General features: G+C 72.9%; 10 protein-coding genes. 6 read left to right on the top strand and 4 right to left on the bottom strand.

All coding sequences use genetic code 11. The features are described from left to right. Positions 1 to 57: 57 nt before the first annotated feature. Positions 58 to 1,845 (bottom strand): glycoside hydrolase family 3 protein, encoded by a 1,788-nt coding sequence (locus tag ACIGEZ_RS04820; RefSeq protein ID WP_399825677.1) that lies wholly within the window; start codon positions 1,843 to 1,845, stop codon positions 58 to 60. A 475-nt stretch (positions 1,846 to 2,320) separates the two neighbouring features. On the opposite strand from ACIGEZ_RS04820, the gene ACIGEZ_RS04815 reads away from it, so the two are divergent. Continuing rightward, positions 2,321 to 2,878 carry an AAA family ATPase gene (locus tag ACIGEZ_RS04815; protein WP_399825674.1) on the top strand — a complete coding sequence of 186 codons (558 nt, stop codon included), beginning with the start codon at positions 2,321 to 2,323 and terminating at the stop codon, positions 2,876 to 2,878. 60 nt (positions 2,879 to 2,938) lie between these two features. Here the strand turns inward: ACIGEZ_RS04815 and ACIGEZ_RS04810 are convergent, their stop codons facing one another. Beyond that, on the bottom strand, positions 2,939 to 4,660 hold the full coding sequence (locus tag ACIGEZ_RS04810; protein WP_399825671.1) for a hypothetical protein: 1,722 nt from the start codon (positions 4,658 to 4,660) through the stop codon (positions 2,939 to 2,941). A 231-nt stretch (positions 4,661 to 4,891) separates the two neighbouring features. Continuing rightward, on the bottom strand, positions 4,892 to 6,061 hold the full coding sequence (locus ACIGEZ_RS04805) for a LacI family DNA-binding transcriptional regulator (protein ID WP_399825668.1): 1,170 nt from the start codon (positions 6,059 to 6,061) through the stop codon (positions 4,892 to 4,894). Positions 6,062 to 6,191: 130 nt separating this feature from the next. Here ACIGEZ_RS04805 and ACIGEZ_RS04800 point away from each other — a divergent pair, with 130 nt between their 5' ends. From ACIGEZ_RS04800 to ACIGEZ_RS04790, 3 genes are read left to right on the top strand one after another with little or no spacing between them, the layout of a single operon-like run. Further along, positions 6,192 to 7,343, top strand: a complete 1,152-nt coding sequence (locus tag ACIGEZ_RS04800; protein WP_399825665.1) for a Gfo/Idh/MocA family protein — start codon at positions 6,192 to 6,194, stop codon at positions 7,341 to 7,343. After that, entirely contained in the window at positions 7,340 to 8,566 is a 1,227-nt protein-coding gene (locus ACIGEZ_RS04795) for a dihydrodipicolinate synthase family protein (protein ID WP_399825663.1), read from the top strand. The genes ACIGEZ_RS04800 and ACIGEZ_RS04795 overlap by 4 nt, the downstream gene beginning before the upstream one ends. Positions 8,567 to 8,592: 26 nt before the next feature. After that, positions 8,593 to 9,366, top strand: coding sequence for a sugar phosphate isomerase/epimerase family protein (locus ACIGEZ_RS04790; RefSeq protein WP_399826228.1), 774 nt, complete (start codon positions 8,593 to 8,595; stop codon positions 9,364 to 9,366). Between the two features lie 49 nt (positions 9,367 to 9,415). On the opposite strand, the gene ACIGEZ_RS04785 is transcribed toward ACIGEZ_RS04790, so the two are convergent. After that, complete coding sequence (locus ACIGEZ_RS04785) at positions 9,416 to 9,877, bottom strand: DUF937 domain-containing protein (RefSeq protein WP_399825661.1); 462 nt, start codon at positions 9,875 to 9,877, stop codon at positions 9,416 to 9,418. Positions 9,878 to 9,985: 108 nt separating this feature from the next. On the opposite strand from ACIGEZ_RS04785, the gene ACIGEZ_RS04780 reads away from it, so the two are divergent. Next, the gene (locus ACIGEZ_RS04780; RefSeq protein WP_399825658.1) at positions 9,986 to 10,132 is read left to right on the top strand and encodes a hypothetical protein; all 147 of its coding nucleotides are present in this window, start codon (positions 9,986 to 9,988) and stop codon (positions 10,130 to 10,132) included. A gap of 54 nt (positions 10,133 to 10,186) precedes the next feature. Continuing rightward, positions 10,187 to 12,490 carry an ATP-dependent RecD-like DNA helicase gene (locus ACIGEZ_RS04775; protein ID WP_399825656.1) on the top strand — a complete coding sequence of 768 codons (2,304 nt, stop codon included), beginning with the start codon at positions 10,187 to 10,189 and terminating at the stop codon, positions 12,488 to 12,490. The last annotated feature ends 101 nt before the right edge of the window (positions 12,491 to 12,591 follow it).

The raw sequence follows: 12,591 nt of genomic DNA, 5'->3' as shown, positions 1-12,591 counted from the left end.
GCCCCGCGTAGGACGTGGGCCGGTACCCCTCCGGGGGGTGCCGGCCCACCGGCGCGCCTAGCGGCGGTACGACAGGCCGTAGCCCACCGGGTACAGCACCTTCGCCGGGTCCTTCGCGCTCTGCACGGGGACGGGCAGCCGGCCGCGCGGATTCGCCCGGCCCGCGAGCACCCGTACGGCGGCGCGCAGTTCGACGTCGGTCCAGGAGTACGCGGCGAGCGTCGCCCGCTGACCGGTGACGTGGGCGACGTCGTACGGGTTGCGGATCGCGATCGTCACCACGGGCACGCCGGTCGCCACGAGCCGGGCGACGAGGGTGCGCTGTGGGCTGGCCGCCGAGAGGTTGTACGTGCCGACGACGACCAGGTCCTGGCCGGCCGCGGCGGCCACCGCCTCCTCGATCCGCGCGGCGGTCGGGGTGATCCCGGTCGACAGGGCCCGGGCCGTGAAGCCCAGTTCCGTGAGCGCCCCGGCGAGGGTGGTGGTCGGCGGGCCGGTGGTGCCGGACGGCGAGGCCGGGTCGGCGCCGACGACCAGGACCTTGGGGTGGCTGCGCCGGCTCACCGGCAGGAAGCCGCCCTCGTTGACCAGCAGGGTCGTGGTGTCCTCGGCGATCCGGTCCGCCAGGGCGAGGTGCGCGGCCGTGCCGACCGTGCGGTCCACGCCGGCGTGGGTGACGTACGGGTCGTCGAGCAGGCCCAGCTTCGCCTTGAGCCGCAGGATCCGCAGGATCGATTCGTCGAGCCGGGCCTCGGTCAGCTCGCCCGCCTGTACGGCCCGCAGGACCGCGTTCCAGGCCACGTCGAGGTCGGGCGGGTTGAGCAGCTGGTCCACTCCGGCCTTGAGCGCGAGGACGGGGACGCGGTCGTCGCCGTACTTGGTCCGTACGCCCTCCATGCCAAGGGAGTCGGTGACGACCACGCCGTCGTAGCCGAGCTGTTCGCGCAGGATGCCGGTGAGGATCGGCCGGGACAGGGTCGCCGGGTCCTCGCTCGGGTCGAGCGCCGGGACGACGATGTGCGCGGTCATGATCGAGTCGATGCCGGCGGCGATCGCGGAGCGGAACGGCGGGGCGTCGAGCCGCGACCACTGCTCGCGGGTGTGGGTGATGGTCGGCAGGCCGTAGTGGCTGTCGGTTGCCGTGTCGCCGTGACCGGGGAAGTGCTTGGAGGTCGCCGCGACCCCCGCCCGCTGGTAGCCCCTGACCTGGGCGGCGACCAGTCCCGCGACGGCCTCGGGGTCGGCGCCGTAGGAGCGGACGCCGATGACCGGGTTGGCCGGGTTGACGTTGACGTCGGCGACCGGCGCGTAGTTCTGCCGGATGCCGACGGCCGCGAGCTCGGCGCCCGCGATCTGCGCCGCCTTGCGGGCGTCGGAGGGCGAGCCGCCGGCGCCGAGCGCCATCGCGCCGGGCAGCAGGGTGGCGGGCTCGCCGACCCGGCAGACGATGCCGTGCTCCTGGTCCGTGGAGACGAGCAGCGGGAGCGGGGTGGGCTGGGCGAGACCGGCCCGCTGGATGCCGTTGGAGAGGTCCGCGATCTGGTGCGGGTCGCGGGTGTTGTGCGCCCAGGAGAAGTAGATGATGCCGCCGACGTGGTAGCGCTCGATCAGCTCGGCGGCGGTGCGGACGCCGATCTCCTGGAGGTTGGCGTCGATGTCGGCCTGGTCGGGTGCGGTGGCGGAGTGGCCGTAGACCCGCATGACGAAGAGCTGGCCGACCTTCTCCTCCAGGGACATCCGGGAGAGGAGGGCGGTGAGCCTGCGCTCGCCGTGGCGTCGCTCGTCGGCGTGGGCGACCGGGATCGTCCCGCCCGTGACGGCGGCGGCTGCTGCCGCGGCGGTCACGGTGAGAAGAGTGCGTCGGGAAGGGGAGGGCGAAGGGGAGGCGGAGGGGGAGGCGGAGGCGGAGGGCGAGGGGGACGGGGCGCGGTGGTGCACTGATGCTCCTTCCGGCCGTGCGTGGTGGGAGGAAGAGGTGAAGGAAACTTCCAAGGTGCCACGGATAGCCCGAAAGTAACTGCCAGGTCAAGGATCCGCGCAAGAAACGCTGGTCTTCACCCGGTCGACGCGACCTCGGGCCACAGCTCCTGGAGGGCCCGCACCGTCTCGGTGACCCGCGGGCCGCCGCGCCGCCCCCGTCCGCCACAGCGCCCGCAGCCGCAGGGAGGCTCGTGCGAGTCTCGAGTACCGCGTCGCGGCCCAGCCGCCCTGCGGGCCGGCCGACTACCTCTGCGCGCGGAATACCTGATCGACGCGCCGGGGGAAGCCGGGCTACCGTGTCACGCCCGTGTGACCGTACGGTGCTGAGAGGCCGCCCCGCATGACCTTCGAGGACATCACCGTCGACAGCCCCGAACCCGCCCCCGGAACCGTCCTGTTGGCCGGAATCCCCGGCAGCGGAAAGAGCACCGTCGCGGCGGCCCTCGCGGCCCGGTTCGCGCGCTCCGCGCACATCGAGGTCGACCGGCTCCAGGAGCTCATCGTCAAGGGCTGCCACTGGCCCACCATGGACGGCGACCCGGAGGCCGACCGCCAGATCCTGCTGCGCGCCCGCCATGCCTGCCTGCTCGCGGACAGCTTCGTCGCGGCCGGCTTCCTGCCGGTCCTCGACGACGTGGTCGTACGCCGCTCCCACCTCGACTTCTACCGCGCCCAGGTGAGGACAGGACCGCTCCGTGTGGTCGTCCTGGCCCCCGGCCCCGAGAAGGCCTGGGAGCGCAACAACGCGCGCGACAAGCGCCTGACGACCGACTGGGGCCCGCTCGACGAGGCCATGCGGGCCGAGCTGTCCGGCGAGGGCGTGTGGATCGACAACGCGGAGCAGACGGTCGAGGAGACGGTGGCGGCGGTGCTCGCCGCCACCGGGCTCACCGCGTAGGGACCGGCGTGCGCAAGGACCGGCGTCCGACTGCGGGCGCCGGTCCTCCGTACGGCAGGCTCAGTTCACCCGGGAACGGACGGTCGCCGAGTTGTTGACCGGCCTCGGGTCGGGGGTCGTGCTGCTCACCTGCGCCGTGTTCGTGACCGTGCTGCCGGGGTTGGCCTTGACCGTGACGACGATCGTGGCGGTCCTCGACGTGTTCGCGGAGAGGGTGCCCAGGTTGCACGTCACCGTGTCGGTGGTGCCGGTCAGCGGGACCTTGCAGGTGCCCTGGCTCGGCTGGACGGTGACGAACTCGCCCTCGGCGGGCAGCGTGTCGTCGAAGATCACGTTCTCGGCGGCGGACGGGCCGTGGTTCGTGACCGCGATCGTGTAGGTCAGGTTCGCGTTGGCCGCCACGGGGTTCGGGGAGGCCTTGAGCGAGACCGCCAGGTCGGCGCTCGGCTTCGTGGTGACGTAGGTGGCGGAGAAGCCCGTACCGAGCGCCCCCACACCGTCCAGGTTCCGGGTGCAGGGCGCGGTGTCGCCGGGGGCGCAGACCCTGACGGGGACGGTGCTCTCGGTGATCGTGCCGTCGCCGAGCTGCCCGCTGAAGTTGCTCCCCCAGGCGCGGACGGAGCCGTCCGAGCGCAGGGCCACGCTGTGCGAGAAGCCGCCGGAGACGTTCGTGACCCCGGTCAGGAAGCTGGCGCAGGGGTTGGTGGTTCCGGGCGCGCAGACCTGCACGGGGACGCTGCTGTTGGTGAGAGTGCCGTTGCCGAGCTGGCCGTTGGAGTTGCTGCCCCAGGCGCGAGCGGTGCCGTCGGCCGGTACCGCCAGGCTGTGGTTCGCACCGGCGGCGATCGAGGTCACCCCGCTGAGCCCGCCCACCTGGATCGGGATGTTGCTGTTGGTGTTGCCCCCGTTGCCCAGCTGGCCGGCGGTGTTGGATCCCCAGGTCAAGACGGTGCCGTCTGCACGCAGCGCCATGCTGTGCGACCCGCCCCCGGCGAGGGCCCGGATGTTGCTGACGGCCGTGAGGCCGGGGAAGCTGCTGTCGATGTTGCCCCCGTTGCCGAGCTGGCCGGAGAGGTTGGCTCCCCAGCTCGCGACCTGGCCGTTGGCGAACAGCGCCAGACTGTGGGCGTCGCCGGCGGCGAGTGCGACCACGTTGCCGAGGCCGCTGGAGGCGACGGGCACGTTGGTGCTGGTGGTGGTGCCGTCGCCGAGCTGACCGCTGAAGTTGCCGCCCCACGCGATCACGGTGCCGTTCGCCCGCAGGGCCAGGTTGAAGGAAGCGCCCGCGGCGATGGCCGTCACATCGGTGAGGAAGTCGTCGCAGGGTGCCGTCTCGCCGACGGCGCAGACCTGGACCGGGGTCGTGCTGAAGGTGAAGGAACCGTTGCCCAGCTGTCCGTTGAAGTTGGCTCCCCAGGTCCAGACGGAACCGTCCGCGCGCAGCGCGATGCCGTGCCCGCTGCCACCGTCGACGGCGATCACGTCGTCGAAGGGCGTGGGGCACGGGGCGCCGCCACAGATCCCGGCCGGGGTGGTGCTGCGCACGACCGTGGTGCCGGTGCCGAGTTCGCCGTTGCCGTTGGTGCCCCAGGCGAGGCCGGTCCCGGGCTCGGTGGCCCGCGCGTCGGCCGGCCGGGCGCCGGCGGTGCGCCCGTCCGGCGCCGGCCCGGCCGCGGCCTGCGCCGTGACCGGAGCCAGGCCGCCCCATAGCAGTGCCGCCAGGCCGATGGCCGCGGCGCTTCTTCGCGCGGTCCGACCGGGCGACAGGAGACTTGCTCTCATGATCACCTCTCGAAAGGGGGTGCGTCTTTGAGCGAAGCCTTTGCGCACGGCGGCCGGTGTGCGACCTGCGCGGGGCATCCGGCTGATCACTCCGATGCCATGCGCGTACTCCTCTTGGGTGCAGGGCGGTTGCCCCGCGGGGTGCCTCGCCGGTGCATTGCCGGTGCCCCGGCACCGGTGTATTGCCGGTGTCCCGCCCCCGCCCGATGCTGAGGCCGCGTCAGCCGTACGTCATGCCCGTGGCGCCGCCGTCGACCCCCGCACCACCAGCTCCGCCGGGATCGTCGTCAGGCCGCCCGGGGGCGCCGCCTCCGCACCGAGGGCCAGCCGGCCGGCCCGCGCCCCCGCCTCGTACAGCGGCAGCCGTACGGTGGTCAGGGCGGGCATCGCGTCCACCGAGAACGGCAGGTCGTCGAAGCCGGCCACCGATACGTCGCCGGGGATGCTCAGGCCCCGCTCGCGCAGGGCGGCGCACACGCCGAGCGCGACCGTGTCGTTGGCGGCCACGACGGCCGTCAGGTCCGGGTCGAGGCGAAGCAGTTCGGAGGTCGCGTCGTAGCCGGAGGGCCGGTCGTAGCGGCCGTGCACCGTGGGCCCCTCGGCCACACCCGCCGCCGCGAGGGCCGCCTGGTGGCCCTCCAGGCGGTGCCGGGTCGTCGTACGGTCCGCGGGCCCGGCCACGTAACCGATCCGCCGGTGCCCGAGGGACAGCAGGTGCTCGGTGAGCCGGCGCGCCCCCGTCCGGTTGTCGAAGGCGAGGGTCGCCGCGCTCACGTCCCCCGAGAGCGGCGGCCGTCCGCACAGCACCACCCGGGTGCCCGCCTCCGTGAGCCTGGCCAGCTTCGCGGCGGTGGCCGCCAGGTGCCCGGGGTCCTCCAGGGAGCCGCCGGTGAGGATGACGGCGGCGGCGCGCTGCCGCTGGAGCAGGGTCAGATAGGTGAGCTCGCGCTCCGGCGAGCCGCCGGTGTTGCAGACGACGGCCAGCTTCTCGCCGCCCCCGGCCTGCGCGCCCCCGGCCTGCGCGCCCCCGGTCTGCGCACCCGCGGCATGCGCACCCACGGCCTGCGCGCCCCCGCCGGGCCCGGTCCCGCCCCGCCCGGTCCCGGTCTGCCCCGGCCCGCCCCGTCCGGCCCCGCTCTCGCCGATCGCGCCCTGCGCCGCGCCCGCGATGATCCCGAAGAAGGGGTCGGCGATGTCGTTGACGAGGATGCCGACCAGATCGGACGTGGCGGCGGCGAGCGAGCTCGCGGGGCCGTTCGGGACGTAGTCCAGCTCCGCGACCGCCCGCAGCACCCGTTCCCGGGTGGAGGCGGCGACCGGGTAGTTGCCGTTCAGGACGCGCGAGACGGTCGCCGGGGAGACCCGCGCGCGTGCGGCCACGTCCGCCAGGGTGACGGTCATCGCGTACGTACCTCCAGGGCCTTGTCGGCGGTGATGTCGGCAGGCTAGCGTCCTCACGGATAGAAAGCGCTTTCTGTCTCGGTCTCCGTACCGACGCCGAAGCGCGGAACAGCCGGGGAGAGGAACCTTCGTGACACGCAGAACGGTCCGTATCGCCATGAACGGCGTCACGGGACGCATGGGCTACCGCCAGCACCTCGTCCGCTCGATCCTCGCCCTGCGCGACCAGGGCGGACTCGACCTCGGCAACGGCGAGACCCTGTGGCCCGAGCCGGTCCTCGTCGGCCGGCGCGAGCCCGCCCTGCGCGCCCTCGCCGAGCGGCACGGGCTGACCGAGTGGTCCACCGACCTCGACGCCGTCCTCGCCGACGACACCGTCGATATCTACTTCGACGCCCAGGTCACCTCCGCCCGCGTCGAGGCGCTCACGAGGGCGATCGCGGCGGGCAAGCACGTCTACACCGAGAAGCCCACCGCCTCCGGCCTCGCCGGCGCCCTGGAGCTCGCCCGCCTCGCCCGGGCGGCCGGCATCCGCCACGGCGTCGTCCAGGACAAGCTCTTCCTGCCCGGCCTGCTGAAGCTGAAGCGGCTGATCGAAGGCGGCTTCTTCGGCGAGATCCTGTCCGTGCGCGGCGAGTTCGGCTACTGGGTCTTCGAGGGCGACTGGCAGGACGCCCAGCGCCCCAGCTGGAACTACCGCGCCGAGGACGGGGGCGGCATCGTCGTCGACATGTTCCCGCACTGGGAGTACGTGCTCCACGAGCTGTTCGGCCGGGTCACCAGCGTCTGCGCGCACGTCGCCACGCACATCCCGCAGCGCTGGGACGAGCAGGGCAAGCCGTACGCCGCCACCGCCGACGACGCCGCGTACGGCGTCTTCCAGCTGGAGGGCGGGGCGATCGCCCAGATCAACTCCTCCTGGGCGGTACGGGTCAACCGCGACGAGCTCGTCGAGTTCCAGGTCGACGGCACCCACGGCTCCGCCGTCGCGGGCCTGCGGAACTGCCGCGTCCAGCACCGCTCGGCCACCCCCAAGCCGGTCTGGAACCCGGACATCCCGGCGACCGAAGCCTTCCGAGACCAGTGGCAGGAGGTCCCGGACAACGACGCCTTCGACAACGGCTTCAAGGCCCAGTGGGAGCTCTTCCTGCGCCACGTCGTCCTCGACGAGCCGTACCACTGGGACCTGCTGGCGGGCGCGCGCGGCGTGCAGCTCGCCGAACTGGGCCTGCGCTCGGCCGCCGAGGGCCGCCGCCTGGAGGTCCCGGAGGTGACCCTGTGATCCGGCTGCCCCGAGCAGGCGGCGGGATACGGGAGTACGAGCCGCGCACCGAGCCCGCCGCCTTCGGCGCCGGGGTTCCGCCGGTCTCCCGTACCGTCTTCTCCGCCGCGCACGTCGTCGCCGACCCGCTCGCCGACACCGGCCCCGACGCGCCCGCCGCCGTCGACTGGGACGCCACCCTCGCCTTCCGCCGCCACCTGTGGTCGCACGGGCTCGGCGTCGCCGAGGCCATGGACACCGCCCAGCGCGGCATGGGCCTGGACTGGGCCGGCGCCGCCGAGCTGATCCGCCGCTCAGCAGCCGAGGCGAAGGCGGAAGGCGGCCGCATCGTCTGCGGCGTCGGCACCGACCAGCTCACGGGCGCCGGCACGGACCGGATCGCCGGTGGCGCCGGCACCGACCGGATCGCCGGTGGCGCCGGCACGGACCGGATCGCCGCCGGCTCCCTGGCGGGGATCCGCGTGGCGTACGAGGAACAGCTCGCCGTCGTCGAGGAGTCCGGCGCCCAGGCCGTCATCATGGCCTCCAGGGCGCTCGCGGCCACCGCGAAGGGCCCCGAGGACTACCTGGAGGTCTACGGCCACCTCCTGCGCCAGTCCGCGCAACCGGTCATCCTGCACTGGCTCGGCCCGATGTTCGACCCGGCGCTCGAAGGCTACTGGGGCTCCACGGACCTGGACACGGCGACGGACACCTTCCTGGAGGTCATCGCCGCCCACCCCGACAAGGTCGACGGCATCAAGGTCTCGCTGCTCGACGCGCGCCGCGAGGTCGAGCTGCGCCGCCGGCTCCCGAAGGGCGTGCGCTGCTACACCGGCGACGACTTCCACTACCCCGAGCTGATCGCGGGCGACGAACAGGGCTTCAGTCACGCACTCCTCGGCATCTTCGACCCGCTCGGCCCGCTGGCCGCGGAGGCGGTCCGGATCCTCGACACGGGTGACACGGCCGCCTTCCGGAAGCTCCTCGACCCCACCGTCGCCCTCTCCCGCCACCTCTTCCAGCCCCCGACCCGCTTCTACAAGACGGGCGTCGTCCTCCTCGCCTGGCTCGCCGGCCACCAGGACCACTTCACGATGGTCGGCGGCCTGCAGTCCGCCCGTTCCCTGCCGCATCTCGCCCACGCCTACGAACTCGCCGACGGCCTCGGCCTGTTCCCCGACCCGGCGCTCGCCGAGGCCCGGATGCGGTCCCTGCTCACGGTGTACGGAGTCGCCCGGTGAACCCCGACCGCTTCAGCATCAACCAGATGACGGTCAAGCAGCTCCCGCTGCCCGAACTGGTCGCCCACTGCGTCCGCCTCGGCATCCCCGGCATCGGCCTGTGGCGCGAACCCGTCCGGGAGTACGGGACCGAGGGCGCGGCCGCGCTGGTACGGGACGCGGGCCTCACGGTCACGACGCTGTGCCGGGGCGGCTTCTTCACGGCGGACGGCTGGGAGCAGGACAACCGCGCGGCGATCGACGAGGCCGTCACCCTGGGCACCGACACCCTCGTCCTGGTCTCCGGCGGCCTCCCCGCAGGCAGCCGTGACCTGCCCGCCGCCCGGGCCCGGATCGCCGACGCCATCGCCGAACTGGCCCCGTACGCGGGGGAGCGCGGCATCCGGCTCGCCATCGAGCCCCTCCACCCGATGTACGCCTCCGACCGCTGTGCCGTCTCGACCCTGGACCAGGCCCTGGAGATCGCCGAACCCTTCCCGCCCTCGCAGGTCGGCGTCACCGTCGACACCTACCACCTGTGGTGGGACGACCGCGCCCCGGCGGCCGTCGCCCGCGCGGGAGCGGCCGGCCGCATCCACTCCTTCCAGCTCGCCGACTGGACCACCCCCCTCCCTGCCGGAGTCCTCGACGGCCGCGCCCAGTTGGGCACGGGCGCGATCGACCTCGCCGCCTGGGCCGCCCTCGTCGAGAAGGCCGGCTACGCGGGCCCGGTGGAGGTCGAACTCTTCAGCGACGAGCTCTGGGCCAGGGACGGGGTCCAGGTCCTGGAGGAGACCTTGGAGGCGTTCCTGGCGGTGTGAGGAGCCGCGGCCCTGGAAGGGCCTTGGACGGCCCGGATAGCGCCGCCCTCTACTTCTTCTGGCCGCCGCCCAGGATGTCGCCGAGGCCGCCGGTCCTGCCGCCGGCCGCGCGCTTGGTGATGACGGCGAGGACGACGGGGACGAGAAGTTCGAGGGCGCGGTTGACGGTGGTGGCCGGGAGGCCGGTCTTGCGGGCCACCGCGTCGGCGGCGGGCTTGGCCAGTTTGGCGAGGACGCCGGCCATCAGGCCGCCGCTCACCAGGCCGCCGAAGGCGGCGACGCCCTGGAGCGGGGGTTCGGCCGTGGAGACCTCGACGACGGCGGCGCGGACCTCGTCGGCGCTGACGGGCTCCGCGGCGGCCGTGCGCAGTTCGCCGGAGAGCTCCGAGACCGAGCTGCCGACGAGTTCCTGGGCCCCGGCCGGGTCGGTGCCGAGCACTCCGGCGATCTCCTGGAGCCTGTCGTCGCCGAGCTCCCGCAGGACGTCGTCTTCGAACGAGGAATCACTCATATCGGAAACGCTACGATCCGGCCGTTCGGTCGGCATGCCGAGCGCGGCCCGGAACGCCGGAACCGCCGGGGCAGGGGCGGCCGTCCTGTCCCTCGGGGGGTGACGGGCATGCCGGAGTGGTTGATCGCGGTGCTGATACCCGTCGGGTTGACCGGGCTCGGGGCGGTCGCGTTCCTGGTCTGGGCGCGGCTGGGGACCGACCGGCCGGTGGAGCACGAAGGCAGCATGCCGGAGGAGTGGAACCCGGGCGGCTGAGCCGGTTGTCCACAGGGCCCGCGGACTGTCCGAGGGGTTCGCTACCGTCTGATCATGTCCAGCGAAGTTCGCAGTCTCGCAGTGGTCGAAGGGGTCCTGGAGCGGATCACCTACGCCAACGAGGAGAACGGATACACGGTCGCCCGGGTCGACACCGGCCGCGGTTCCGGTGATCTCCTCACGGTCGTCGGGTCGCTGCTCGGTGCCCAGCCGGGGGAGTCGCTGCGGATGGAGGGACGCTGGGGCTCGCACGCGCAGTACGGGCGGCAGTTCACCGTGGAGAACTACACGACGGTGCTGCCGGCCACGATCCAGGGCATCCGGCGGTATCTCGGCTCCGGGCTCATCAAGGGCATCGGCCCCGTCTTCGCCGATCGCATCACGCAGCACTTCGGTCTCGACACTCTCGACATCCTGGAGGAGGCCCCCGGGCGCCTGATCGAGGTCCCGGGCCTGGGCCCCAAGCGCACCAAGAGCATCACCGCCGCCTGGGAGGAGCAGAAGGCCATCAAGGAGGTGATGGTCTTCCTGCAGGGCGTCGGGGTGTCGACCTCCATCGCCGTGCGGATCTACAAGAAGTACGGCGACTCCTCGATCTCCGTCGTGCGGAACGAGCCCTACCGCCTGGCCGCCGACGTCTGGGGCATCGGCTTCCTCACCGCCGACAAGATCGCCCAGGCCGTCGGCATCCCCCACGACAGCCCCGACCGCGTCAGAGCGGGGCTGCAGTACGCCCTCTCGCAGTCCAGCGACCAGGGGCACTGCTTCCTGCCCGAGGAGCGGCTCATCACCGACGCGGTGAAGCTGCTCCAGGTCGACACCGGCCTGGTCATCGAGTGCCTGGCCGACCTCGCCGCGGACCCGGAAGGGGTCGTACGCGAGACGGTGCCGGGGCCCGAAGGGCTGCCGGTCACCGCCGTGTACCTGATCCCGTTCCATCGGGCCGAGCTGTCCCTCGCCGGGCAGATCCGGCGGCTGCTCGGTACGGAGGAGGACCGGATGCCGGCCTTCCAGGACGTGGCCTGGGACAGGGCGCTGGCCTGGCTCGCGGAGCGTACGGGGGCCTCGCTCGCGCCGGAGCAGGAGGAGGCGGTGCGCCTCGCCCTGACCCGTAAGGTCGCCGTGCTCACCGGTGGCCCGGGGTGCGGCAAGTCCTTCACGGTCCGCTCGATCGTGGAGCTGGCCCGCGCCAAGCGGGCCAAGGTGGTGCTCGCCGCGCCCACCGGCCGGGCCGCCAAGCGGCTCGCCGAGCTGACCGGGGCCGAGGCGTCCACCGTGCACCGGCTCCTCGAGCTGAAGCCCGGCGGCGACGCGGCCTACGACCGGGACCGGCCGCTCGACGCCGACCTGGTCGTGGTAGACGAGGCCTCCATGCTCGACCTGCTGCTCGCGAACAAGCTGGTCAAGGCGGTGGCACCGGGTGCCCACCTCCTCCTGGTCGGCGATGTGGACCAGCTGCCGTCGGTCGGCGCGGGCGAGGTCCTCGGCGACCTGCTATCCCCGGGCAGCCCGGTGCCGGCCGTCCGGCTGACCAGGATCTTCCGGCAGGCCCAGCAGTCCGGAGTGGTCACCAACGCCCACAAGATCAACGCGGGCGTCCCGCCGGTCACGACCGGCCTGCCGGACTTCTTCCTCTTCGCGGAGGAGGAGACCGAGGACGCCGCCCGCGTCGCCGTGGAGGTCGCGGCCCGCCGGATCCCCGCCAGGTTCGGTCTCGACCCGCGCCGCGACGTCCAGGTCCTCGCCCCCATGCACCGCGGCCCTGCCGGGGCCGGCGCGCTCAACGGGCTGCTCCAGCAGGCCATCACCCCGGCCCGCCCGGACCTCCCCGAGAAGCGCTTCGGCGGGCGGGTCTTCCGCGTGGGCGACAAGGTCACCCAGATCAGGAACAACTATGACAAAGGAGCTAACGGGGTCTTCAACGGCACCGTCGGCGTCGTGGTCTCCCTCGACGGCGACGAGCAGCGCCTCGTCGTGCGGACGGACGAGGACGAGGAGGTGCCGTACGACTTCGACGAGCTGGACGAGCTGGCCCATGCCTACGCTGTGACCATCCACCGCTCCCAGGGCAGCGAGTACCCGGCCGTGGTGATCCCCGTCACCATGAGTGCCTGGATGATGCTCCAGCGGAACCTGCTCTACACGGCCGTGACCCGCGCCCGGAAGCTGGTGGTGCTGGTCGGGTCACGCAAGGCCATCGCCCAGGCGGTGCGCACGGTTTCGGCCGGACGGCGCTTTACCGCACTCGCGCATCGGCTCGCAGGGGGCGATGCGCCCTCCGTTCCGGGGACGAATAGGCGGAAATCCGGCGAAAGATCACAGCGGACTACCGGAACCGGGGCGAAGGGGGCAGGATGAGCAGGTTGACGGCACTGAGTGCCGCCAATTGGCCCAATGGTCGACCCCGAGTGCACTCTCCTGAGCCAAATGGGGGATGGTAGAGACAGTCAGGGCACCTC

The organism is Streptomyces sp. NPDC085481, from assembly GCF_044541845.1.
GTDB lineage: Bacteria > Actinomycetota > Actinomycetes > Streptomycetales > Streptomycetaceae > Streptomyces.
Note: the sequence above shows the minus strand (reverse complement) of the source record. Positions and strands in the feature narration are given on the sequence as shown.